The 23,221-nt window shown below is 46.8% G+C and carries 24 protein-coding genes; 17 read left to right on the forward strand and 7 right to left on the reverse strand.

The genetic code is table 11. The features are described from left to right. Positions 1 to 5: 5 nt before the first annotated feature. The 10 genes from ACI2NF_RS02635 to ACI2NF_RS02680 are packed head-to-tail and all read left to right on the forward strand — an operon-like array spanning position 6 to position 8,554. Positions 6 to 338 (forward strand): hypothetical protein, encoded by a 333-nt coding sequence (locus ACI2NF_RS02635; protein ID WP_177971992.1) that lies wholly within the window; start codon positions 6 to 8, stop codon positions 336 to 338. Next, positions 325 to 2,475: a V-type ATP synthase subunit I gene (locus tag ACI2NF_RS02640; protein WP_400211035.1), complete on the forward strand. Its 2,151-nt coding sequence runs from the start codon at positions 325 to 327 to the stop codon at positions 2,473 to 2,475. Before ACI2NF_RS02635 ends, ACI2NF_RS02640 begins: the two co-directional genes overlap by 14 nt. 2 nt (positions 2,476 to 2,477) lie before the next feature. Beyond that, on the forward strand, positions 2,478 to 2,702 hold the full coding sequence (locus ACI2NF_RS02645; protein WP_177971990.1) for an ATPase: 225 nt from the start codon (positions 2,478 to 2,480) through the stop codon (positions 2,700 to 2,702). Between the two features lie 22 nt (positions 2,703 to 2,724). Beyond that, a complete protein-coding gene (locus ACI2NF_RS02650; RefSeq protein WP_177971989.1) occupies positions 2,725 to 3,282 on the forward strand; it encodes a V-type ATP synthase subunit E family protein in 558 nt (185 codons plus the stop codon). Positions 3,283 to 3,287: 5 nt separating this feature from the next. Further along, a complete protein-coding gene (gene ahaC / locus ACI2NF_RS02655; RefSeq protein WP_400147138.1) occupies positions 3,288 to 4,346 on the forward strand; it encodes an ATP synthase A1 subunit C in 1,059 nt (352 codons plus the stop codon). Then, entirely contained in the window at positions 4,346 to 4,651 is a 306-nt protein-coding gene (locus ACI2NF_RS02660) for a V-type ATP synthase subunit F (RefSeq protein WP_177971987.1), read from the forward strand. Before ahaC ends, ACI2NF_RS02660 begins: the two co-directional genes overlap by 1 nt. Next, on the forward strand, positions 4,652 to 6,379 hold the full coding sequence (locus tag ACI2NF_RS02665) for a V-type ATP synthase subunit A (protein ID WP_400147135.1): 1,728 nt from the start codon (positions 4,652 to 4,654) through the stop codon (positions 6,377 to 6,379). Positions 6,380 to 6,381: 2 nt separating this feature from the next. After that, complete coding sequence (locus tag ACI2NF_RS02670; RefSeq protein ID WP_177971985.1) at positions 6,382 to 7,764, forward strand: V-type ATP synthase subunit B; 1,383 nt, start codon at positions 6,382 to 6,384, stop codon at positions 7,762 to 7,764. A 5-nt stretch (positions 7,765 to 7,769) separates the two neighbouring features. Then, on the forward strand, positions 7,770 to 8,405 hold the full coding sequence (locus ACI2NF_RS02675) for a V-type ATP synthase subunit D (protein WP_177971984.1): 636 nt from the start codon (positions 7,770 to 7,772) through the stop codon (positions 8,403 to 8,405). Then, entirely contained in the window at positions 8,402 to 8,554 is a 153-nt protein-coding gene (locus ACI2NF_RS02680; RefSeq protein WP_177971983.1) for a hypothetical protein, read from the forward strand. The genes ACI2NF_RS02675 and ACI2NF_RS02680 overlap by 4 nt, the downstream gene beginning before the upstream one ends. 93 nt (positions 8,555 to 8,647) lie before the next feature. Here the strand turns inward: ACI2NF_RS02680 and ACI2NF_RS02685 are convergent, their stop codons facing one another. Both ACI2NF_RS02685 and ACI2NF_RS02690 read right to left on the reverse strand, forming a co-directional pair. After that, positions 8,648 to 10,120, reverse strand: coding sequence for a DNA-directed DNA polymerase II small subunit (locus ACI2NF_RS02685; RefSeq protein ID WP_400147131.1), 1,473 nt, complete (start codon positions 10,118 to 10,120; stop codon positions 8,648 to 8,650). A 353-nt stretch (positions 10,121 to 10,473) separates the two neighbouring features. Then, on the reverse strand, positions 10,474 to 10,602 hold the full coding sequence (locus ACI2NF_RS02690; RefSeq protein ID WP_400152859.1) for a hypothetical protein: 129 nt from the start codon (positions 10,600 to 10,602) through the stop codon (positions 10,474 to 10,476). 274 nt (positions 10,603 to 10,876) lie between these two features. Here ACI2NF_RS02690 and ACI2NF_RS02695 point away from each other — a divergent pair, with 274 nt between their 5' ends. Continuing rightward, a complete protein-coding gene (locus ACI2NF_RS02695; RefSeq protein ID WP_400152524.1) occupies positions 10,877 to 12,067 on the forward strand; it encodes an ATP-binding protein in 1,191 nt (396 codons plus the stop codon). Between the two features lie 22 nt (positions 12,068 to 12,089). Here the strand turns inward: ACI2NF_RS02695 and ACI2NF_RS02700 are convergent, their stop codons facing one another. The 3 genes from ACI2NF_RS02700 to ACI2NF_RS02710 form a co-directional block, all read right to left on the reverse strand. Then, complete coding sequence (locus ACI2NF_RS02700; RefSeq protein WP_400211036.1) at positions 12,090 to 13,346, reverse strand: ATP-binding protein; 1,257 nt, start codon at positions 13,344 to 13,346, stop codon at positions 12,090 to 12,092. Positions 13,347 to 13,771: 425 nt separating this feature from the next. After that, positions 13,772 to 14,524 carry a hypothetical protein gene (locus ACI2NF_RS02705; protein WP_400210840.1) on the reverse strand — a complete coding sequence of 251 codons (753 nt, stop codon included), beginning with the start codon at positions 14,522 to 14,524 and terminating at the stop codon, positions 13,772 to 13,774. Then, positions 14,517 to 15,632, reverse strand: coding sequence for an ATP/GTP-binding protein (locus tag ACI2NF_RS02710; protein ID WP_400210841.1), 1,116 nt, complete (start codon positions 15,630 to 15,632; stop codon positions 14,517 to 14,519). The genes ACI2NF_RS02705 and ACI2NF_RS02710 overlap by 8 nt, the downstream gene beginning before the upstream one ends. Before the next feature lie 271 nt (positions 15,633 to 15,903). Between ACI2NF_RS02710 and ACI2NF_RS02715 the strand changes: the two genes are divergently transcribed. The 4 genes from ACI2NF_RS02715 to ACI2NF_RS02730 all read left to right on the forward strand — a co-directional run bounded on the left by ACI2NF_RS02715 (position 15,904) and on the right by ACI2NF_RS02730 (position 19,085). Then, positions 15,904 to 16,182, forward strand: coding sequence for a hypothetical protein (locus ACI2NF_RS02715; RefSeq protein ID WP_400210842.1), 279 nt, complete (start codon positions 15,904 to 15,906; stop codon positions 16,180 to 16,182). A 263-nt stretch (positions 16,183 to 16,445) separates the two neighbouring features. Then, complete coding sequence (locus tag ACI2NF_RS02720; RefSeq protein ID WP_177971800.1) at positions 16,446 to 17,393, forward strand: transcriptional regulator; 948 nt, start codon at positions 16,446 to 16,448, stop codon at positions 17,391 to 17,393. Then, positions 17,390 to 18,004 carry a hypothetical protein gene (locus ACI2NF_RS02725; RefSeq protein ID WP_400152526.1) on the forward strand — a complete coding sequence of 205 codons (615 nt, stop codon included), beginning with the start codon at positions 17,390 to 17,392 and terminating at the stop codon, positions 18,002 to 18,004. Before ACI2NF_RS02720 ends, ACI2NF_RS02725 begins: the two co-directional genes overlap by 4 nt. A gap of 1 nt (position 18,005) precedes the next feature. Then, positions 18,006 to 19,085 (forward strand): CPBP family intramembrane glutamic endopeptidase, encoded by a 1,080-nt coding sequence (locus ACI2NF_RS02730; protein WP_400152527.1) that lies wholly within the window; start codon positions 18,006 to 18,008, stop codon positions 19,083 to 19,085. On the opposite strand, the gene ACI2NF_RS02735 is transcribed toward ACI2NF_RS02730, so the two are convergent. Both ACI2NF_RS02735 and ACI2NF_RS02740 read right to left on the reverse strand, forming a co-directional pair. Next, entirely contained in the window at positions 19,068 to 19,826 is a 759-nt protein-coding gene (locus ACI2NF_RS02735; protein WP_400152528.1) for a sugar phosphate isomerase/epimerase family protein, read from the reverse strand. The two genes, ACI2NF_RS02730 and ACI2NF_RS02735, sit on opposite strands and share 18 nt — an antisense overlap. Beyond that, the gene (locus tag ACI2NF_RS02740; protein WP_400150456.1) at positions 19,823 to 20,209 is read right to left on the reverse strand and encodes an RNA-binding domain-containing protein; all 387 of its coding nucleotides are present in this window, start codon (positions 20,207 to 20,209) and stop codon (positions 19,823 to 19,825) included. The genes ACI2NF_RS02735 and ACI2NF_RS02740 overlap by 4 nt, the downstream gene beginning before the upstream one ends. Positions 20,210 to 20,318: 109 nt before the next feature. On the opposite strand from ACI2NF_RS02740, the gene ACI2NF_RS02745 reads away from it, so the two are divergent. Both ACI2NF_RS02745 and ACI2NF_RS02750 read left to right on the forward strand, forming a co-directional pair. After that, positions 20,319 to 21,725 carry an RNA-binding domain-containing protein gene (locus ACI2NF_RS02745; RefSeq protein WP_400150454.1) on the forward strand — a complete coding sequence of 469 codons (1,407 nt, stop codon included), beginning with the start codon at positions 20,319 to 20,321 and terminating at the stop codon, positions 21,723 to 21,725. A gap of 205 nt (positions 21,726 to 21,930) precedes the next feature. Next, on the forward strand, positions 21,931 to 23,211 hold the full coding sequence (locus tag ACI2NF_RS02750) for a DUF2130 domain-containing protein (protein ID WP_400211037.1): 1,281 nt from the start codon (positions 21,931 to 21,933) through the stop codon (positions 23,209 to 23,211). Positions 23,212 to 23,221 lie beyond the last annotated feature (10 nt).

The raw sequence follows: 23,221 nt of genomic DNA on the forward strand, positions 1-23,221 counted from the left end.
GGTATATGGGCCGTACTGACATACTTGAGGAAATTAAGAATGCGGAGGTAGCAGCCAATGCCAAGGTCGAACAGGCCGAGGCAGACAAGAAAGCTGCAATAGCCGCAGCACGTAAAGAGTCCGTGCAGAAGATTCAAGATGCTGAAGCACAAGCTCGCAGCAATTATGAATCCGCAATTGCGAAGGAGAAGGACGCTCTCGTTGGAAAGCGTGATGAACTCCTATCTGGCGGTAAGAAAGCAGCAGCAGACATTGATGAAAACATCGATGCTAAGTTAGAGAAAGTCAAGAACTTCTTGAACGAAGAATTTGAGAGGACATTGAATGTTACTTCCTGAGTCGATGAGTAGGATTGTGATTGTGGGCAATAAATCACGTCTGGACGATATGATTGACGTATTGTACAGCATTGATGCAGTCCACCTGATCGATCATACCACCGGCCAGGATGAGGGATTCTCAATTGGTAAACCGCGTCCGTATTCGTCGAAGGCATCCGAAAGGTTGTTGGCGTTGAGGACAACGGAGAAGGATCTGGGCATCAAATTGAAAGGTGTCGAGATGGAACCCATCTCCGTGAAGGATATCGAGGCAGAGATCTCATCGAACGGTGTCGAATCTGTTATGTCAGAGGTCATGGCGGCCATTGACGAGAAGAACAGGATCGTTCAGAATGTCGCAGATTTGAAGGCTCAGGAACTCAGTCTCCAAAAGCTTTCAAAGCTTCCAATTAACTTAGAATTGTACAACGGATACGAATCCATCGCAGTGTTGGTCGGTTCGATCAAAGCCGATCCGAGTAAGGCATTGGATGCACTTCCAGATGCTGAGAGTTTCGTCTCATACAGCAAGGAAGGAGGTATCGTCGCTGTATTCATCAAGAAATCCGAGAAGGATAAGGCCACATCGGTCCTATCCGAGTACGGATACTCTGAGATTCAGGTTCCGGATATATCCGGTTCACCCGTCGACGCACTAGCTACCACACAAGCAGCGATCACAGCTGCAGAGGCTGAATTGGTCAACGTGGAAGCAAGGTTGGCAGAACTCTCAGAGAAGAACAAATCGTTCATCGTCGCATCCGATGAACAACTGACCTTGACGGTCAGGAAGGGAGAATTGCCCATGAGGATCGCAACGAGCGATTATTCGTTCGTTATCGACGGATGGGTACCCGCAAAAGATGTGGATGACGTCATTGCAAAGATCAACGATGCAATGGACAACAACGTTTATATCGAAGTTGAAGAGAGATCCAGAGGAAGGTCACTTCACGAGGAAGAGGAGAATGAACCTCGCTTCCAGAAGGCACCTACCAAGATGAAGAACGGAGCCGTCGGAAAACGTTTCGAGTTCCCGACGAAGTTGATCTCAGTACCTAAGTACCAAGAGATCGACCCGTCAACGATCATCGCTATCTTCTTCCCATTCTTCTTCGGATTCATGGTGGGGGACCTTGGTTACGCCATACCCTTCATCTGTCTGGGAGCATTGGGATTGAGGCACTCCAAGACAAGGGAGTTCCAAGCAATCGGAACTGTCCTGTTCTATGGAGGTATCTGGGCAGCAATCTTCGGATTCTTCTTCTTCGGAGAGATGCTGGGAATGCACTTTGTCACACCGCATCCAACTGCTGAACAGATCACTGAATTGGGTTTTGCCGGTACTATGATGGCGGATGTGCACAACTGGGGTACAGCGGAATACATGGCATTGATGGAGCTCACACATGAGGTCTCCTGGGAACAGCTGTTTATGAAATACAGCGGTAACATCGTTCTCATGCCAGAGTGGTTCACAGATATCTTCTTCGAGGGACACGGAATCAGTAAACTCGGCAAAGCAACGTTCTTACTCAAACTCAGCGTATACATGGGAATAGTGCACCTCTTCATCGCATATCTTATCGGATTCCTTAACGCATCAAGGATGCACGGATTCAAAGAGGGATATCTCGAGAAGGGTGGTTGGATATTCACCTTCATCGGTATGACAGTCTTCTGTTACGCATTGACGACTGTCATGTTCGGCGGAGATGGAATCGAGATGATGAAGCCTTCAACATGGCCTTCATCCACACTGCCTATCCTTGGAGTCGGAGCCCTGATCCTTGTGATCGGAGTAGCATCATGTTTCCCCAAGGAGAAGATGCAGGCGATCCTAGAACTTCCCGGAATCGTTGGAAACATCCTTTCGTACACTCGTCTTGCCGCTATCGGTATGTCGAAAGCAGGTATGGCGTTGGCATTCAACTATATCGCCTTCATCATGTTGGGCGGTGGAGTCTTCGGAATCATCGTCTTTGTGATCGGTCACCTCATGATTTGGGTATTAGCCATCATCTCTGCAGGTCTGCACGGATTGAGGTTGCAGTATGTTGAAATGATGAACAAATTCTTTATCGGTGGCGGAGTCGAGTACACACCGCTCGCAGAGAAGCGTAAACACACCAAAAATACAGAAACAGAGGCATAAAAATGGCAACAGAAGTTGGAGCAGGATTGGCAGTAATTGGAGCAGGAATCGCAGTTGGACTCGCGGGTCTCGGTGCAGGTATGGCCGAGAAGGACGTCGGAGCAGCAGCTGTCGGTGCAATCACAGAGAACGAGGCTCTCTTCGGTAAAGCAATGGTTCTCATGGTTCTCCCTGAGACAATCGTCATCTTCGGTCTTGTTATAGCTATCCTTGCAATCATGATGTAAATCAGGAATCAGGGGCCGTTTCATGGCATTGAATGAAGTGAAGATGGAAATCGGCAGGTCCGCCGAAGCAGCCGCAGCCAAGATAAAGGCAGAGGCTGACGCAGAGATCGCAAAGATCATAGCGGATGCGGACGCGCAGATCTCCGTCATGAATGAAAAAGAGGAAAAGAGGCTCAAAGACGACATCGCGCGTCTGGAACGTCAGGAACTCTCCAGTGCAGATCTGGAGGGTAAGAAGATCGTTCTCGCCAAGAAGAAAGAGGTCCTCGCCAAAGCATTCGATGAGGCTTTGTCATCACTTGAGAATGCGCCAGCAGACAAGAAGTTGGCTCAGTACAAGATGATGGTCGCATCCGCATCGAAGCTCATCACAAACCCCAAGGCTTACCTTGCGGAATGTGATAAGTTCACAGCAAGCGACCTTGGTGTTTCTTCCGTGGCAGTTGACAGCAGGATGACCGGCGGAATCATCTTCGAATCCGAGGATGGAACCTTAGAGGTCGACATGCAGTACAGGACAATCCTTCAGACGATCTGGGATCGTGAGATCAAGAGCATTTCCGATATTCTCTTCGGGTGAAGAGTATGTTCGGGCGCAATAAAGGAAAGAAAGGCAACTATGCGTACGTCGTTGCACGTGTGAAGGCTAAGAAAGCACAGCTCATGAGCGACGATGCATACCAGAAGATGCTCTTGATGAGCCTTCCTGAGATCTCGCGTTTCATCAGCGAATCGGGATATCAGAAGGAGATCACTGATCTCACGGCGAAGTTCGACGGTATAAATCTCGTTGAGCACGCAACATATCAGAACATGGCAAGGATATTCGAAGACATCCTCCACTCAGCAACAGGTGAACTTCACGACATACTCGCGATCGACCTGGAGAGATGGGATATCTGGAATCTCAAGGTCATACTCCGCGGAAAATCCTTCGGAGTGGATGCGGACAGCATCAGAGAGGACCTTGTACTTGCCGGAAAGCTGAATGAAGAAGATTTGGAAAAGCTCATTTCGCTCGAATCTCAAGAAGAGATTATTGCACTTTACGGAAGGAAGACGGGCAGGCCAATACCCCAGTCCGTCATCGATGAAGTGAAGGAAAAGAAGAATCTCTCGATAATTGAGGATTTCCTCGACAAAAACCACTACGAAGCACTCCTTGCGAGCATAGACCCTAAGGACAAACCTTACCGTCTGTATCAGGACTACATAAGGATGGAGGTCGACATGAAGAATCTCGAGACCATCCTCAAACTGAAACTCGAAGGAGTCACCGGAGAACAGGTAATGGACTATTACATCTCCGGAGGCAAAGAGATAGACAGGAAGCTGGCCACACAGCTTGCCAACGCAGAGACAATATCTGCAGCGGTCAATGACATGGCGCAATTGAGTTTCTTCGATGAAATCAAAGAAGCGCTGGACAAAGACACCAATACGCTCAGAGAGATTGTGGCCGGATTGAAGAAATGTAAGATGGATGCATCGAAGAACTTCTCGCACCTGTACCCTCTGTCGGTCATCCCGGTGATCGATTTCATGATCCACAAGGAGAATGAGGTCAACAACATCAGGATAGTCGCAAGGGGAATCGAGAGCGGTTTGGATGCTGAGACCATCAAAGGTCTGCTGGTGATCTGATGGATATAGCAGTAATTGGAAATGAGGAATTCGTCCTGGGATTCAGGCTTGCTGGACTCAGGCGCGTATTCGTCGCCCATCCAGAGGATTATCAGGAGAGGATCATCGAAGCGATGCAGGATCCCGAGGTCGGAATCCTTGCGGTCGATGGAGAGGATCTTAAGAACCTCACGCCGCAGATGAGGGCAAAGGTGACTGATTCGATCAGTCCTGTCATTGTTACCGTAGGCGGTGCTGGAATGGGCGATCTTCGTGAGAAGATCAAAAGAGCGATTGGCGTTGATTTATACAAAGAGGATGAGTAAATGAGTAATGAAGGAAAGATTTACAGAGTCGCAGGACCTGTAGTTACCGCTGTCGGTATCTCTCCCCGTATGTACGATGTCGTACACGTTGGAAACGAGATGCTGATGGGCGAAGTCATCAAGATCGTTGGTGACTACTCTATCATCCAGGTTTATGAGGATACGTCCGGCGTGAAACCGGGAGAACCGGTTACGAACACCGGCCGTCCGCTCGTTGCGGAACTCGGCCCCGGACTTTTGCACTCCGTTTATGACGGAATTCAGAGGCCGTTGGCAGTTCTTCAGGAGAAAATGGGAGATTTCATCCTTCGTGGTGTCTCCGCACCTGGATTGGACAGAGAGAAGAAATGGGAGTTCAAACCCGTCGTCAGTGTTGGCGATGTAGTTGAACCCGGACAGATAATAGGAACAGTTATGGAAGGAACCATGGAGCACAGGATCCTTTGCCCTGTCGATGTACAGGGTAAGGTCGATGACATCAAAGCTGGTAACTTCACAGTCGAAGAGACCGTGGCGACCATCGGCGGAAAGGATGTCATCATGATGCAGAAATGGCCTGTCCGTGTACCTAGGCCTGTCAGAGAGAAGCACCAGCCGAACATCCCCCTCGTAACTGGTATGAGGGTCTTGGATTCGATGTTCCCCCTCGCAAAAGGAGGAGCAGCAGCTATCCCCGGAGGATTCGGAACTGGAAAGACAGTTACACAGCAGCAGCTTGCAAAATGGTCCGATGCAGAGATCGTTGTCTACATCGGATGCGGTGAGCGTGGAAACGAGATGACAGAGGTTCTTACAGAGTTCCCTGAGTTGGTCGATCCTAAGACAGGAAACCCGCTCATGAACAGGACAGTCCTCATCGCTAACACATCCAACATGCCTGTCGCAGCAAGAGAAGCATCGGTTTACACCGGAATGACCATCGCTGAGTACTACAGGGATATGGGTTACAACGTCGCACTCATGGCTGACTCCACATCAAGGTGGGCAGAGGCTATGCGTGAGATCTCCTCAAGGCTCGAAGAGATGCCTGGAGAAGAGGGATACCCCGCTTACCTTGCAGGAAGGCTCTCAGAGTTCTACGAGCGTGCATGTTACGCAACATCACTCTGCGGAAAGGATGGTTCGATCTCCGTTATCGGAGCCGTCTCACCACCTGGTGGAGATATCTCGGAACCTGTCTCACAGAACACACTCCGTATCGTCCGTGTCTTCTGGGCACTCGATACCAAGTTGAGGGAGAGGCGTCACTTCCCGACAATCAACTGGCTTACATCATACACACTGTATGACAACCAGCTTAAGGATTGGTACGTGAAGAATGTCGATCCTTCATTCCCTGCACTCAGGGAGTGGGCTATGCAGACACTGCAGAAGGAGTCGGAACTTCAGGAGATCGTTCAGTTGGTCGGTTCAGATGCATTGCCTGATGACCAGAAGATCACACTCGAGGTCTCCAAGATGATCCGTGAGATCTTCTTGCAACAGAACGCGTACGATCCCGTCGACACATACTGTCCCATGTCAAGGCAGTTCATGATGCTCAAACTCATCAAGAAGTTCTCAGATTTGGCACAGAAGGCACTCCTCGCTGGAGCAACAGTCGACAAGATTGTTGGAATCCCTGCAAGGCAGAGATTCATCAGGTCCAAGTACGAAGAGACTATCGATGACGAACTTACAGCAATCGATGCAGACTTCGATGAGCAGTTCAAACAGCTGGGGGCATAAACATGGCTGAAGTATCAAAAGAGTACAAGACGATCTCACAGATTGCAGGTCCTCTCGTCTTCGTCAAGAAGACAGAGCCCATCGCATACGGTGAGTTGGTCAGCGTTAGGCTTTCTGACGGTTCAATGAAGAGAGGAGAGGTCCTTGATACATCTGACGACATCGTCGTCGTCCAGATCTACGAGGGAACCACCGGTATCGACAGAGATGCATCAGTCCGTTTCCTCGGTGAGACGATGAAGATGCCTGTCTCCAAGGATATGCTTGGAAGGATCCTCACAGGTGCAGGAGAACCCCTCGATGGAGGACCTGCGATCACACCTGAGAAGAAACTCGATATCGTCGGTGCAGCTATCAACCCCTGGGCAAGGGACAACCCATCGGATTTCATCCAGACGGGTATCTCTACAATCGACTGTATGAACACTCTCGTTAGGGGACAGAAGCTTCCTATCTTCTCCGGATCAGGATTGCCCCACAACGATTTGGCTCTCCAGATCGCAAGGCAGGCAAAGGTCAGGGGAGAGAACGAGGAGTTCGCTGTCGTGTTCATCGCTATGGGTATCACCAACGAAGAGAAGCAGACCTTCATGAAAGAGTTCGAGAGAACTGGTGCATTGAAGAACGCTGTGGTCTTCCTCAACCTCGCAGATGACCCTGCAGCAGAGCGTATCATCACACCTAGGCTCGGTCTTACAACAGCCGAGTACATGGCATTCGATCTTGGAATGCAGGTTCTTGTCATCATGACAGATGTTACGAACTACTGTGAGGCTCTCCGTCAGATCGGTGCAGCTCGTGAAGAGGTGCCCGGAAGGCGTGGTTACCCCGGTTACATGTACACTAACCTTGCACAGCTCTACGAGCGTGCAGGAAGGATCAAGGGCAAGAAGGGATCGGTCACACAGATTCCTATCCTTTCAATGCCTGGAGACGATATCACTCACCCGATCCCGGATCTCTCAGGATACATCACTGAGGGTCAGATCGTTATGTCAAGAGAGCTCCACCGTGCAGGTATCTATCCGCCGGTCAACGTTTCCTCATCACTGTCAAGGCTGATGGGTGGAGGAACCGGAGAAGGAAAGACACGTGAGGATCACAAGGGAGTGTCGGATCAGCTCTATGCAGCATATGCAGAGGGTAAGGATCTCCGTGGACTCGTTGCGATCGTCGGTGAGGAATCACTGTCAGAGAAGGACAGGAAACTGTTGCACTTTGCAGATCTGTTCGAGGACAAGTTCGTCCGTCAGGGACACGATGAGGATCGTTCGATCGAGGATTCACTCTCGATCGCATGGGATCTCATCGCAACACTTGATGCAGACCAGATCACAAGGATCAGCAGGAAGTACATCGAGAAGTACCTCCCTAAGAAAGAGTGAGTTCCATGCCTAGCCATGATATCACCCCAACACGCTCAGTACTCATTGAGCTGAAGAACAAGATCAAGACGACCAAGAATGGTTACAAGATCATGAAGATGAAGAGAGACGGTCTCATCATCGAGTTCTTCGACATAATGGAGAAAGCGAAGGAGATGAGGGGATCTGTAGCATCCGACTACCAGGCCGCGATGCTTAAGATCGCCATTGCCAGAGCAGTTGAAGGTGAGATTGCGGTCAAGAGCGCGGCATATGCCCTTAAGACGGAACCCAAAGTCAAGGTCGGAAGTAAGAGTATCATGGGAATGATGGTTCCCAAGGTCGAGGCTGATGTGATACACGTGGACATCCTTAACAAAGGATACGGTGTCATATCGACCTCACCTTACATCGAGGAGGCCTCTGTGGCTTTCGAGAAGTTGTTGGATACCATCATCCGTGCTGCTGAGATCGAGACCACGATGAAGAGGCTTCTTGATGAGATCGAGAAGACCAAGAGAAGGGTTAACGCAATGGAGTTCAAACTCATCCCCGAGTTGGAAGAAGCGATGAAGTTCGTCAAATTCCGTCTCGAAGAAATGGATAGGGAGAACACCATCCGTCTCAAGTTCCTTAAAGGAAAAGGCGAGGCTGCTGAATGAGATCGATAGAGGACATCTATTTCGATATCAAGAACGACCCGGTCAAATTGGCCAGAGCGTTCAAGATAATCTGGATAGTATCCTACTCGATGCTCATGCTAGGCTTCATACTCATCATCTGGGCACTGGTGGACCAAAGGTTCATGTAAACCATGATGGCGGTTCTACCGCCATCATAAACCGTTTATCATTTACATTTCTTAGAATTTTGACAGAATCCAGTCAATATTCCCGTCGTTGGATCAGTTCTTCATGAAATTCTTCATCGTCACACTGCCGGTACCGAGATGTACCAACGGCATGATCCCAGGGATCGGATTGAAGTTGTGCTGTTTTTGATAATCGGTCTGATCCTGCCAAGTGGATGCGTTGATCATCCTGATTCCCTTGTACTCCATGTATCCGTATCCATGCACATGACCTGATACGAAAATATCGGGGAGGATATCCATAGCGAGATAATCCCTCCTCTCAGGTGCAAGGGCCGTCTTCTGACCGTAAATCGGAGCGAGATGACGTGCATCGGTCATCTCTTTCATGACCCTCAACGGATCATTGTATGTCAGCTGTTGAACACCAGAGACCCAATCGTCTATACTCCTTCCGTGATATGTGAGGATGGTCCTGTCCTCCACTTTGATGTATACAGGATTCCCGGACATCAGGACATTGGAATCGAACGATTCAATGAACACCTTATTGAGAGCAGGCTGCGGTTCAGCAGGTCTGCACGCATCGTGATTTCCGGGATGGATGACCATCTGGATGTGATCCGGGATGTCCTTGAGATATTCAGCCAGTTTCGTGTATTGATCGTATATGTCCAGAACATCCAATTCCTCTTCCTGACCAGGGAATATCCCGATACCGTCAACGACATCCCCAGGGAATATGATGTAATTGATCTGCATCTTCTCGCTGTTCTCTTTGAGGTATCTGATCATCCTCTGCCAATTGTTCTCTAGGAACGTCTTACTACCGATATGGACATCGGACAGGAATGCTACGACGGACTGTGAATCCGAATCCTTCCACTGGTGTGATTGAGGTACCCCAGGTTTGATTATATCATCGGGTATGAACAATCCTTTCTTGGAATTGCCATCCCTCGGTTTGGTGAATTTGCCTTTGAAACCAAGGACCATGTCGTTGGTGATGATATCATTGAAATGAGGACTATCCTTCGATACGAAGACCATGCAATTGCTCTCTCTGTCACCGCCATCATCCTCGATGCTGAGCATCATATGACCATTCGCGGTGATCCTTCTCTCGCTGACGATACCTACGATCCTGATCTCCCTGTCATAGATCGAATAGGCGTCCTTGATCTTCTTTGAAGGTCCAAAATCACTTCTTCTTTCGATGATCTTCTTCAGGATCTGATATCTGCTTTGGAAATATCTTGTGAAATCGTCCACATTCCCAACGCACAAGGAATTACCGGTTATGTCCGTACCATCGACTATCTTCAGGTCGAGGTTCTTCTTGTTATGGGGGTCGAACGTCTTCGGAGATTCGGAGATCTTCTTGTCGCCTTGAAGGAATGATATGACATCCTCCTTCGTGACGAATATAGGATTGTTAGAAAGGGCGGACAATACCGTGTTGGTGAAGCCTACCGGATCGGTATTGGACATGATCATATCCAAAGCCTCTGGCGACAGGAACATGTTCCTTCTAGCCGCTGCTGTCAACACCTCTGTCTTGCTCATGGTATCCACCTACATGTCTTCATGTCATAATTGATTTGCTCTGATCCTACCGTTCGCTTTCTTATTACTATAGATATATCTAATATGCTCTGGTCATGTGAATAGGATTTCAAATTGTGATAAAGGTATGTGTGCCCGTCACCAACTTAAGTTAGTGGCGGACACACCATGTTAAAAACGTTTCAACTGATGGTCACAACGACATCGCCCGACACGGTACACTTCAATGTGATGTACGATGTGGTCTCATTATAATCACAGGGTGCAGGATCCAAAGTCGTTCCACCCATTGTTATCGAGGATATCGTTGCCGTACCATATTTTTGCCCGTCGGTCTTGAGGAGTGTGAGGATCTATTCTCCATCAGTCACGGTCCATGACAGTTTGTATGTATCTGTAGCAGCTCCAAATTTGAAATCATCGTGATACAGTGTGTAGAAATAGATCGATCCATCCCCTATGCCATTTCTCGCTATTTCCATCGAAGTCATCTGATTTCAGAGCACCAGAGATGATCCTTCTAGGCGATTTGAGAAGGGACATGAGAATGATATTGTTAATTATCATATATTTGATTTTATACTATAATGGTGGTTCAGTCAATCAATGAACGGTCAGTCGAACAGGAATGGGCTATGGTCGATACATCTTCACTCATTGATCTCTCTTCGTAAAAAATGGATTATAATACAGTTTAAACTGTATTTATATCCAGAAAAATAATACATTCAAATACAATAAAGTCAATTATCAATCATGGCGGAGAAGTATGTGGAACGGCCGTTCTATATGGAACGGATGATGGAATGGTTCGATGATCGGACCATGATCAAGGTACTCACTGGAATACGCAGATGTGGTAAGTCCGTCATCATGGAACAGTTCCGTCAATATCTCATCAACAGAGGCATCTCAGAGAGGGACATCATGCTCATCGATCTGGAGAAGATGAGATATGTCATCGATTCTGAGAGGATGCTTTATGATCACATCTCCTCGAACATCAGATCGGATAGGCCCGTGATACTCATAGATGAGGTCCAGCTCATCAAAGGATGGGAGAGGGCATTGGATAGCATCCGTCTGAAGTATGATGCCAGCATCTACATCACAGGTTCAAATTCGGAGACGGTATCGGAATCCCTTGGCACACATCTTACAGGGAGATACGTGGAGATAGATGTCTATCCATTTTCATTCAAAGAATTCCTCTCCCGTTATCCGATCGATAACGATAACGGATACACTCAGAGGTTCGTGCAATATCTGAGATATGGTGGGATGCCCATAATCGATCTGAAGGATAGTCAAAGAAAGAATAGGGCGATACTCAGAGGGGTGTATGATTCCGTCATCAATAATGATATTCGCCCAGGGATGGATATGGATCAGGCCCTATTGAACAGTATGACATCATTCATGATCTCCAACATAGGCAATCTGACCACTTATGGTAGCATAGCTAACCGTTCATACATGAAGGACCAACGGACCGTGGAGAAATACCTGGGGAAGCTTTGCGGTTGTTTCATCTTCTACAAAGCGGACAAATACGATGTCATCGGCGAGAGACATCTTAAATCCAAAGCCAAGTACTATTTGGCGGATACAGGATTCAAGGACGCTATACTTTTGGGTTCGGAGTATGATGAAGGATCACTGTTGGAGAATGCGGTGTTCATAGAGCTTATGCGCAGAGGATACAGGGTGTCTGTAGGTTCCTTCAAGGACAGAGAGATAGATTTCACCGCATGGTTGGATGGGGCACCCGAGTTCTATCAGGTCGCATGGAGCATCAACGACCCCATGGCGTTGGATAGGGAGGTCCGTTCACTTACCAAGGTAGAGGGGAAACGTGTTCTGATAACGATGGATTTGGATATACCAGAGGTTCCTGATGGTATCGAGGTCGTACGTGCACCCGAATTCTTTCTGGAACGGGATTGAAATCCTCTTCAGATACATCATATCAGGGCCCTAGGCACCCTATCGGCACCACGAGCACACCTTTTTCGGTCACGGATACATATCCCGTCGATATCAGCACCATCATGAATGATGGGCTCTCACCACCATCGTTCACTATCTGATCTCTTAGTTTGATCAGATTGCTTTCGGCTTCAGGAACGTCACCAGCCCCCATCTTGACCTCTATCTCACCCCATCTTCCATCGCGCAGTTCGACGATGATGTCGACTTCAAGATCCTTGCTATCGTGGTAGTGTTTCACCTTTCCTCTCAACAATTCTGAATATACTCTGAGATCCCTTACACAGAGTGATTCGAAGAAGAAACCGAATGTTCTCATATCTGGGATCAATCTCTTACCATCCATATTCAAGGATGCGGCCGCAAGTGATAGATCAGCAAGATGTCTCTTCGGTGTCGTCCTTATAGCGGTTTTAGATTTGACATTGGGGGACCAAGCAGGAACATCTTCGATTATGAAAAGTCTGATCAATGAATCGATGTATTGTTCGACAGTGGATTGTGTGACCAGTCTATCACTAGATATGACGTCGTCGATAATTGATTTCATAGATGCCATCGTGGAGGTGTTCCTAGCATACGAGCGCATCAACCTATCTATCGCTTCTAGGTTCTTCTTCTTGCCATCGACTCTGAAGACATCTATCCCAATCGTTGCGTTATAGTAGTTCATCACTACGTCCTGTGCATATTCCTTGTCGATGCGGACACTTCTCGGCCAACCTCCCCTGATTGTTAGGAATGCGATATCATCGAGTGTATGCGGTGAAGCACCAGAGATATCAAAATCGCCATCAAATAGTGACTTCAGGGAAACACATCCATTCGAATCACCGGATTCGAACAGTGACATCGTACGCATCCTCATCGGCGCTATCCTATCCACGCCGGAATGACTGTATCCATCTTCCTTCGGAACTGAGGAACCAGTGAGCATGAACTCGCCCATCTGATTGCTAAGATCGACCTCATTCCTTACAGCATCCCACAGGGATGGTACTTCCCCCCACTCGTCAAGTAGGATGGGTGTTTTATTCTTGAACAATTCAGAGGGTTTGGTCGCAGCAAGCATTCTTAGGGATGTGTTCTCTGGATCCTGTAGGCGGTATTCTGTATTGCATTTACGGGCACCTGTGGTACTCTTTCCGCATCCTTTTGGCCCTGTTATATGGACTGCACCTGTCGTATGTAGCATCCTTTCTAACACTTCATCGGCTATACGTGGAATGTAGTCCATCTTTGTCATATTGTTATAAATGCAATCATAGTGTTTAATTAAGAATAATAATAGTAAAAAATTACTATATTTTTCTAACCTGAGTTCGCCACATAGGGCATGTGATGCGAATTCAGGGTTTAGTCCATATTTAGTTTATGTTTCAGCGTATGCTGTAAAAAAGACCAACTGTCGAATGGGCCAGCAACATCGATTCACGGATGAAGTGGCGAGGTCAGGCTCAAAAAATTACGCAGAGGGTGTCGAAAGCACGACTATGAGATTAAATCTACCACGTTTAATAAGAAGAATTTCGAGTACGGGTATGCTTCTATAAAGAGGAATGATAAAGGTTTTTACAAGGAGTTGATGAAGCTCATCATAGAATTAAACCCCGTTATAGAAATTATTTCACGTAGAAAGCACGAGTGTGACACCACACCTTATCATTCACCGGGTTTCACGCCATCGAAGAACCACGACGGATGGTAGTCTACTATCAGGAATACTGATGTGTTTAGGACATATACAGAACTACTATTCTCAGCCGCTTCTAATTGTTTATCTAAAACAATTTCTCCTGTCATTCTCTTATATCCATCATATGTTGGCATCTCATAGACGCCATTGACTATATAGTTCATCTTCTGCAGATTTAAACTTATTATCCACTTCAACCTTCCGCGATCTAATCCGGCGTTCTGTTTCAATACCTTCCAAGCTTCTTTGTCAACCAAAGATTTGTATCCCCTTCCGATGTCTACAGGGACTGAACGTTCCTTGAAATCCGGATCTTCCTGACCTTTTATGTGCCTGAAGGACTGCATCATCGGATAATTGATGAACAGCTTCCCTTTTTCAGATGAATCGTCAAAGAATTTGAGCATCTTCCTCAGCATGCTGAAGTCCGCATCAGGATCCTGGGGATCGAAATCGAAGATGAGATAGATGTCCGTGAAGACCTCATCCTTCCCGATACGTTTGTCTTCTGGAACATCCTGTGATTTCAGCAACCTCAGCAGGTCCAGATTCTCATCGATCTCGCCGTCTTTGAACAGTTGATTCATCAGCACATAGATGTTGGTCTCATACGTGTAGATGGAATAGTCTGCACCTCTATCGAACCTATCCCATAGCTTCTCTACGAGGGACTTCTCGTCATTGGGTCCTTCGACGATGAGCAGTATGCGCTTATTCATTGAATTCTCCGTTATGAAGCATCTTCTCCAGATTATGAGCCTCACGCAGCTCTCTCGAGGTCAAGTCCACCAAGGATTTCAGCTTTCCATTTGTTAATAGGAGGTAGCAGTCTGGCCTCATGATGCTGTTGTCTACCAGTCCTGTGTTATGGGATGTGAATACCGTCTGTATATTCACCGAATCTATGGTATGGCGGATAATCTTCTCGGCCAACTCGTAATGGTAGTACGCATCGAATTCGTCGATGAACAGGAATGAGACGTTATCGAACTTCTTGCTCCAGTAGTAATACAGTTCTAATGAATGCGTTCCGCTTGATTTGTTGAATTCGAAAGGTATCGTCTTGTACTTGAGCCTTTGGACCAGTACTCTTTGAAAACTGTTAGATTCCACATCCAGCTTGACATCTATGCCCCCAGTGTTGCGAAGGAATTCTTCGAAATTATGGACTAGATTGTTGTTCATGATGAACTCGTTCATGAATTCTGAGCTCTCAAAGAATCCGATGAATTTGTTTCCATCATACGTGCACCTGAAATACAGCATACGGCTGACGAAATCCATGATGAAATGCATGGGAGATCTCTTGGATTGTGGGGTGCTTCTCGCTATGTATTTCAGTATCGATAGGGAGCCGTCAACCGATCCAAAATCCAGATTTCCTGCGTTAAAGTCTGCAAGTCCATCTACATCCCTTGAGCCGGTGTGATAATCGAATCTGAATACGGTCTTATCATTCATCTTGAGCGATTCATATGTTATGATGAATGGTTCTGTTTTATGATATTCGTATTCGATTATGTCCTCTCCGTTTTGGAATTCGTAACAGAATGATGCCTCAGGGGAGTTGGACAGGCCGTTGATAAAACTGATTTTATCCGTCTGATGTTCCTGCCTTAGTTTCTCTGTCAGGGTGTAGACAATGTCAAACAGCGCATAACCAAGATTGGTCTTTCCGGATGCGTTACGACCCATTATTAGCACTTTGTTAAGCAATCCGTCCTTTACGCATGATTCGTTGTAGCGGTAATCCCGTGTTTTCGTGAAATCAAGAGTTATCTTGTTTTGGAAGTTCTTGTAGTTCTGAACACTGAATTTTCTCAGCATTATCTCACTACGTAAGTATACTACGAAGTACTATATATAATTCCGTATTTTTTTTACGGATATAATATTTGATGTTAATGGCTGTTTTATTGTCAAACTTTTTGCCAAATATTATCGGGGTATTCGTGGCTTTGGATCATTGTTTTGATTGAAGCCATCACAGCAGGTAGATCTTCTTTGTAAGTAACACCGATCCATTTCTCATCAGTGTCCACACATCTCAGTTCTGCCTTTCCCGAGGATACTGTATTGGAGATTATATCAGGAGATAATGGCCACCGGCATCAAATCTGCCGATGCGACCCACATCGCATGGGCGATATCGGCAGGATGCGATTATCTGATCACCACGGACGGCAGGACGATCGTCAAGGATGTCAGACCGTTAACGGAATCCATGGTCTGGTCGTTAGGTCATTTGACACTTACGAGGATCGTGAGCAAAGGTAAGAGAAAAGAAGCGTATTTCAGCAATTGGGACGGCATATCGAGGGAGGTCTTCGCCAATATCCGTGCCGAAATCGGGTGCAAAGCACCCGTTTTCGGCTGAGATCATCCGCTTTCTGCAGTCCGGGCGTATCCGTATTTTGTCGATGTTTCAGCGTATGCTGTAAAAAAAGATCAACTGTCGAATGGGCCAGCAACATCGATTCACGGATGAAGTGGCGAGGTCAGGTTCTAACAAACCAGAAATGAACAGAATTCTAACGTAATTCAGTCGATTTATCCTATTTTCATCCATCAAATTATGCATTACATCATTAGTATGATAGATGATAACTTCCTTATAGAAGAGCAATCATTCTATGAATAATGAGTAGGGATGACCTCATAAACACAACAAGAGCCATACTGGCTAAGGGAGGATTCGATATCTCTCCGTTGATGTCATTGCGTAGCGTATGCTTTGATGTCGTCGGAAGAAGGGATGACACTCTGCTCATAATCAAAGTGCTCAGTAACATCGACGCATTCTCAAGGGAGAATGCCGAGGAGATCAAGGTCCTTGCCGATGTTCTGCACGCATCCCCCCTGGTCATTGGAGAGAGATCCAGTTCAGGACCTCTGGAACCCGGAATAGTCTATTCCAGATTCAATATACAGATAATTTCGAATGATACCTTAGCGGATCATGTACTTGAGAATGCTCCGCCTTTCATCTTCGCCGCACCTGGCGGATTGTACGTAAGACTCAACAACGAACTCCTCAGGACCGTGAGGGAGAAGGAAGGTATCAGTTTAGGTACATTGGCCGATGTGGCAGGTGTATCGAGACGCACCATACAGATGTATGAATCAGGTATGGGTGCCATGATAGATGCCGCACTCAGACTTGAGGAATATCTCGACAGGCCGATCATAGAGACTGTCGATCCATTCGAATACAAACCAGACGTATCCCCAAGGACATATGAATTGAAAGGGAACGTCAAGAGCGGTTCGATGATATTGGATCATCTCATCGATATAGGGTTCGCGGTCACACCGGTCACAAGGAGTCCTTTCGATGCGTTGTCACGCAACAAGGATGTGGTGATCCTGACAGGAATGGATAATCAGGACGAGAGGCTCATACAGAAAGCGATGATCGCATCGGACATCTCAAGGATATCCGGAAGACATTCTGTCATAATCGTCGAGAAGAAGCACGGTAGAGATAATGTAGAATCGACTGCTATCGTCTCCAAGGAAGAATTGAAGAAGATGGATGACAAGAACGAATTGACGGATGTCATCCTCTCCAGAGGAGGAAAACAGTGAAATCATTCAAGATCGGGGATTGCGAATTCGATCTCATACCGATCATCAAAGGTTTGGTATCCGAGAAGGATAAGGTCATACAGGCTTTGGATTCAAAGACATATGACGCTACAGCGGTAGCATTGGGTGCAGAGGACATAACAGCGATATCCAAGAGGGATGAGATAGAGGGTGAATTCGAATCCAGCGATCTTGATACGGTATACAGCGGATTATTGACACAATTCGGAAACATCGACATGCCCGATCCTGCATTCACGACATTGATCGATATCTGTAAAGATAGGGACATACCCGTGATACCATTGGATATGACCGATGAGGAGTACACGCAGCTATACTGCGAGACCGTATCCACAGTGGAATTCCTTAGAGAGAAACGTCTGATCAAGAAAGCCCTCAAGAATAAATTCGACACCTCGTCACCAGAGAGTTTCGTCACTGAATGGGATGCTCTTGTGAATCATCTGAGCGGTTATGCGAAGATGAGCAAGTACAGAGAGGAATACATGGCAGGGCAGATCAAGGATATCGCCAATTACAGGAAGAATGTGCTATTGCTCATAGAGTATGAACGTGTGAGCGGTGTGATGGGATCGGTCGGCGAATGATATGACATGCGATAGGTGCTCTGAGAACAAAGCCAAAAGCTATGCATTCTGCCCTCAATGTGGAGAGGATCTGATAAGATTCGAATGCACATCATGCGAAACACATCGCGAGATGGGAGACAGGTTCTGTTCCGAATGCGGGAGGGAGATCAATCCTCTGCCGAAGAAGAGCACATTTTCAAAGATCACAGACGTCTGCGGTGCGATCATAACATCAATCCTAGTATGTTACATCATAATCGAATCGATGACGGCCATATGGGGAGTACCGATCGTCTGGGATCACCTTCCGTCATATACGCACAGCATTTTCATCGTCATCCCAAGGATCGTATCATTGTTCGAGTTCAGCGGATCCGCCGTACAGGTATATTATCTGTTGATCCTAGCGGGGGTTCTAGCTTCTGTATGCTATCTCATCAAGAAATCGTATGGGCCTCTGAAGGAGGAAGGTATCGAAGGTCTGAAGAAGACCCCGATGTACGAGACATTCGCACTGTTCGCGGCATTGATGTTCGTGGAATTCACATACATATTGGTATTACCGCTCTTCGGTGTGAAAACGACCAACCCGTTCGAGGATGAAGAGGTATGGGAGATGATGTTCACATTGCTCAATGCCTCGATCTACGAGGAGTTCGTCTGCAGGATATTGTACATAGGTGTACCGATGGCGATCATTGCTTTGATATCCAGAAAAGAGGGTACGAAGTGGTATAGATGTCTCTTCGGAGGATTCGGTGTCAACAAGGTCGCATTGATCTTCATCCTGTTCTCATCGGCCCTATTCGCATTCGGGCATCTTGGATGGGGATGGTGGAAGATATTCCCGACATTCCTCTTCGGATTGATAAGCGGATACATCTTCTGTAAATATGGAGTATATGCGACGATATGCATGCACTTCCTTACGGACTACATGAGTGCATCAGAGTGGTTGGGCGGTGAACCCATCTCGATGATGACGGCTCTCGCAGTGGTGTTAGGATCGTGCATCCTCGGAATACCCCTTGCCATATCATACACTAAAAGGGCATTCCTTTGGGTCAAGGATGAGTTCTTCTCACCCAAGCAGTTCTGAGAGGATGTTCCTCGATTCCACACCTGATTGGTATGATCTGGATTCGATGATGAGATTCCCTTTGTAATTTCCGAGGTCCTTCAGTACCTTCTTGAAATCTATGTTACCCTCACCAAGCGTGAGGTGTTCATCCATCTTACCATTGTTATCGTGTATGTGTATGTTGACGAATCTGTCCCTGAACTGTGAGATGAACTCATCGATCTGTCCCATGGTGTTAGCATGTCCTATGTCGAAGCACATCCTCAGATTCGTACCGTCAAGGAGATCCTTCATGTCCTCTGCGGTCTGACCGAGCATGAATGGGAATGATGGCATGTTCTCTATCGCCACGGCCACGCCATACTCATCCGAGAGTCTGTCCAATGCACCGAGGGATTTCTTCGCTTTCATCACAGCTTTTTCCTCCATGTACGGAACGGCCATGCATGTCAATCCAGGGTGTACGGTCACAAGGCCGATGTCAAGGTTGGCTGCGGATTCTAATGTCGCAAGCATCTCGATCACGGAATCCTCCCTGATTCTCTCATTCAAAGATGCGAGATTGATGTCACTGATAGGCGCGTGTATGGAATATGATAGCTCATACGCATCCTTTATCGTCTTGAACAGGCCTTCGATACCTCTGAGGTGATGTTCCGCCTCCGCGAATATCTCCCAATGCTTGAATTCCTTTGCAACCTCTGGAAGAACCTCCTTGAAATCGTATGCGCTGAATTCCGTACAAGATATGCCTATCAAATCAAAACCTCCTCTCCGTCCACCGTCTCAGGTGCGACATTCTCGATGACTGCATCCAATTCATCATCCTCTACGACGACCCTCATGGTCCCAAGGATGGTCTTCTCCTCACAGAACGATATCTTCCCTACGAACGCTACCTGTTTATTGAGGAAGAATCTGGTGACATTCCCTCTTTTTCCTCTTAGCAATACGCTACGGGTGGTGTCCAATATCTTCTGTTTGCGGATCTGTTTGCTGAAATGATCGAGATTATCCGTATTTCCCTTGAGTCCTTTCTCATCCTCGACTATCTCGGCACCGGGGAATATCCTCTCGATGGCCATTCTGACCTTCTCTGGATCCTCGCTGGGGTAAATCGGACATGTAATCTCAACCTTCATCATCACTCATCCGTAATCTGTGGCAGGGTAATAAACATTGGTCTTAGAGGTGTGATTTCTTCTATGATATAATCGAAATAATTATTATATCAAACTGATATAATCGCATATGATCGATCTGAAGGTGGTAGACGGTAAGGTGTCAAACCCTGAATCAGAATATTTGGAATTCAAATCATGTAAAAATCGTCTTTCCAAGGATTTCTGGCCAACCTACTCCGCATTCGCCAACACATTCGGAGGAACGGTCATAATCGGCGTCGATGATGAAACGCGCGAACCATTGGGAATCGATAATCCAGACAAGATCATCAAAGAGTTGTGGGACCTTCTCAACGATAGCAGGAAGGTCAATGTGAATCTGTTGTCCCCAAAGGATATTCGCACCATAGATGTCGAAGGAAAAGCACTGATTCAGGTGGATATCCCTCGTGCTGAGCGTAGGAAACGTCCGGTCTTCATCAACGGTTCTATGGAGAATGGGACCTATAAGAGAAATGGCGAGGGAGATTATCATTGCACAGTGAATGAGCTCAAACAGATGCTGAGGGACTCATCAGACTCATCTCAGGATTCAGAGGTCGTTACGGGAATAACGATTGAGGATCTCGATATGCAATCCTTGGCTTCATTCAGAGAAAGGATGTCCAATAGGAATCCGTCCCATCCGTGGAACGATCGGGATGATGAGGAATTCCTTAGACTGATAGGCGCAGGCTCTAGGGTTGAAGGTGTGATGCATCCCACGGTGGCCGGGCTATTGATGTTCGGATTTGATTATAGCATCATGGCAGAGTTGCCCAATTATCATCTCGATTACCTTGAGTTTGCGGATGGCACAAATGATTGGACGCATCGTATAACCACAGGCACTGGCGAATTCACAGGGAACGTATACACATTCCTGACCAAGGTCTCGAATCGGATATCGATGCTGAATGATAGAGGGAAAAATCTGGATGGGATGTCTCGCATTGACGACACAGCATTGATCAGAGCTCAGAGAGAACTGCTAGTCAATGCACTGGTCCATGCTGATTATGCAGGTTTCAGAGGGATCAGGGTAGAGTGGAGGCAGGATACATTCATGGTGAGAAATCCAGGCAATCTGAGGATCCCTATCGCCAAGATGTTCGAAGGAGGGGTCAGTGATCCGAGAAATCCGCATCTTGCGATCATGATCGGACTTGTAGGGTTGGCGGAACGTGCTGGCAGCGGTGTCAGTGATGTGGTGTCCTATTGTCGTAAGCATGGGATAAGGGACCCGTCGTATGTGGAAACGGTGGATCCAGAGACAGTCACGGTCACACTGAAATTATCTGCAGTGTCAAAGTCTGAAGAGTTGAAGGATATGATTACGGAGATGGTGAGTAAGGATCCGACTATATCCATGGACTCTATGGTAAGACGCACGGGAGTCGAGAGGAACAGAATCGTCCGTTTGATCAATTCAATGAAGGCGGAAGGGATCATCAGGCGCGTTGGCGGTACCCGTGGACATTGGGAGATCGGATGAGGGCCCTGTAAATTGTTTCGACTTCGACAAATCCTCACTCTCAGATTGATCTCTCATTGGAAGTCGTTTGTCGCTATTGGCCGATTTTTGGAATAGTGTTTAATCTGAGGAACTCGAATAGATCAGCATACATCGAATCACAACCCTTTCCAGAAGATAGGATCTCTGGAGGGTATACGATATTCAATCGATCCCAGGAGTTGGAATGGTAATGGCGGAAGAAGAGATACGTTGTCCGAATTGCGGTGAACTGATAATCATAGACGAATCACGTTTCGATCCCATCATCAAACAGATAAGGGACAAACAGTTCGAGAAAGAGATCAAATCGATGCAGGAGAAGCTCGATCTTGAGGTAAATCTCGTCCGTAAGGATTTCGAGTCCAAACTCGAAGAGGCTCTTAAAGAAAAGGACAGGATCATCAGTGAATTAGAGGCTCAGAAGAGAGCGACCGATCTGGAATATGAGAAGGATAAACAATTGGCTTTGAACGAGCTCAAGACCCAAAAGGATACTGAGATCATAAGATTGAATGAGACCATAAACAGTTACGAGACAGCGAAGGAGCTTGCTGTCACAAAAGCTGTCTCTGAGAAGGATCAACGGATATCCGAAATGATCATGGAAATGAACAGGAACAAGGACAGATATGAGGCTGAACTCAGGGCTAAGGATGAACAGGTCGCATTCTACAAGGATTTCAAGGCGAAGGAATCCACGAAGATGATAGGGGAGTCATTGGAAAGATACTGTGAGGACCAATTCAATTCTCTCAGGGCGACAGGTTTCCAGAACGCATATTTCGAAAAGGACAATGACATACGCACAGGTTCCAAAGGAGACTTCATCTTCCGCGATTTCGATTGCGAGGGCGATGAGAACATCGAATACGTCAGCATAATGTTCGAGATGAAGAACGAGGCTGACGAGACTGTGACCAAACATAAGAACGAGGACTTCTTCAAAGAGCTCGATAAGGATAGGAGAGAGAAGAACTGCGAATACGCGGTCCTTGTCTCAATGTTAGAGCCAGATAGTGAATATTACAACCAAGGGATAGTGGATGTGTCGCACAAGTACGAGAAGATGTACGTCATAAGGCCTCAGATGTTCATACCGATGATATCCCTGATAAGGAATGCATGCAAGACGTCCATCGGTTTCAAGAAGGAGCTTACCCTCATAAGGGAACAGAACACAGACATCAATCGTTTCGAGGATTCGCTTAATGATTTCAAAGATAAATTTGGAAGGAACTTCCGTATCGCGACGGAGAAGTTCAGTAAAGCAATCGAAGAGATAGATAAGACGATAGATCATCTTCAGAAGACAAAAGAGGCCCTGTTGTCATCCAGTAATAACCTCAGACTCGCCAATGACAAGGCTCAGGACCTGACGATAAAGAAATTGACCAAGGGCAACAGCACCATGGCCGCTAAGTTCGACGAACTGAACGATAAGAAGAAAGGCGAATTGGAATTCTGATCCGTTGCAA

The organism is Candidatus Methanarcanum hacksteinii, from assembly GCF_964305265.1.
Classification (GTDB): Archaea; Thermoplasmatota; Thermoplasmata; order Methanomassiliicoccales; family Methanomethylophilaceae; genus Methanarcanum; species Methanarcanum hacksteinii.

What these genes read in the sequence shown, in the direction of transcription:
- ACI2NF_RS02650 (WP_177971989.1), top strand. Translation starts at nt 2,725, where the DNA reads ATGGCATTGAATGAAGTGAAGATGGAAATCGGCAGGTCCGCCGAAGCA.
- ACI2NF_RS02695 (WP_400152524.1), top strand. Translation starts at nt 10,877, where the DNA reads ATGGCGGAGAAGTATGTGGAACGGCCGTTCTATATGGAACGGATGATG.
- ACI2NF_RS02645 (WP_177971990.1), top strand. Translation starts at nt 2,478, where the DNA reads ATGGCAACAGAAGTTGGAGCAGGATTGGCAGTAATTGGAGCAGGAATC.
- ACI2NF_RS02635 (WP_177971992.1), top strand. Translation starts at nt 6, where the DNA reads ATGGGCCGTACTGACATACTTGAGGAAATTAAGAATGCGGAGGTAGCA.
- ACI2NF_RS02665 (WP_400147135.1), top strand. Translation starts at nt 4,652, where the DNA reads ATGAGTAATGAAGGAAAGATTTACAGAGTCGCAGGACCTGTAGTTACC.
- ACI2NF_RS02750 (WP_400211037.1), top strand. Translation starts at nt 21,931, where the DNA reads ATGGTAATGGCGGAAGAAGAGATACGTTGTCCGAATTGCGGTGAACTG.
- ACI2NF_RS02710 (WP_400210841.1), bottom strand. Translation starts at nt 15,632, where the DNA reads ATGCTGAGAAAATTCAGTGTTCAGAACTACAAGAACTTCCAAAACAAG.
- ACI2NF_RS02730 (WP_400152527.1), top strand. Translation starts at nt 18,006, where the DNA reads ATGACATGCGATAGGTGCTCTGAGAACAAAGCCAAAAGCTATGCATTC.
- ACI2NF_RS02640 (WP_400211035.1), top strand. Translation starts at nt 325, where the DNA reads ATGTTACTTCCTGAGTCGATGAGTAGGATTGTGATTGTGGGCAATAAA.
- ACI2NF_RS02690 (WP_400152859.1), bottom strand. Translation starts at nt 10,602, where the DNA reads ATGGAAATAGCGAGAAATGGCATAGGGGATGGATCGATCTATTTCTAC.
- ACI2NF_RS02660 (WP_177971987.1), top strand. Translation starts at nt 4,346, where the DNA reads ATGGATATAGCAGTAATTGGAAATGAGGAATTCGTCCTGGGATTCAGG.
- ACI2NF_RS02680 (WP_177971983.1), top strand. Translation starts at nt 8,402, where the DNA reads ATGAGATCGATAGAGGACATCTATTTCGATATCAAGAACGACCCGGTC.
- ACI2NF_RS02670 (WP_177971985.1), top strand. Translation starts at nt 6,382, where the DNA reads ATGGCTGAAGTATCAAAAGAGTACAAGACGATCTCACAGATTGCAGGT.
- ahaC (WP_400147138.1), top strand. Translation starts at nt 3,288, where the DNA reads ATGTTCGGGCGCAATAAAGGAAAGAAAGGCAACTATGCGTACGTCGTT.
- ACI2NF_RS02705 (WP_400210840.1), bottom strand. Translation starts at nt 14,524, where the DNA reads ATGAATAAGCGCATACTGCTCATCGTCGAAGGACCCAATGACGAGAAG.
- ACI2NF_RS02700 (WP_400211036.1), bottom strand. Translation starts at nt 13,346, where the DNA reads ATGGACTACATTCCACGTATAGCCGATGAAGTGTTAGAAAGGATGCTA.
- ACI2NF_RS02685 (WP_400147131.1), bottom strand. Translation starts at nt 10,120, where the DNA reads ATGAGCAAGACAGAGGTGTTGACAGCAGCGGCTAGAAGGAACATGTTC.
- ACI2NF_RS02720 (WP_177971800.1), top strand. Translation starts at nt 16,446, where the DNA reads ATGAGTAGGGATGACCTCATAAACACAACAAGAGCCATACTGGCTAAG.
- ACI2NF_RS02715 (WP_400210842.1), top strand. Translation starts at nt 15,904, where the DNA reads ATGGCCACCGGCATCAAATCTGCCGATGCGACCCACATCGCATGGGCG.
- ACI2NF_RS02740 (WP_400150456.1), bottom strand. Translation starts at nt 20,209, where the DNA reads ATGAAGGTTGAGATTACATGTCCGATTTACCCCAGCGAGGATCCAGAG.
- ACI2NF_RS02675 (WP_177971984.1), top strand. Translation starts at nt 7,770, where the DNA reads ATGCCTAGCCATGATATCACCCCAACACGCTCAGTACTCATTGAGCTG.
- ACI2NF_RS02745 (WP_400150454.1), top strand. Translation starts at nt 20,319, where the DNA reads ATGATCGATCTGAAGGTGGTAGACGGTAAGGTGTCAAACCCTGAATCA.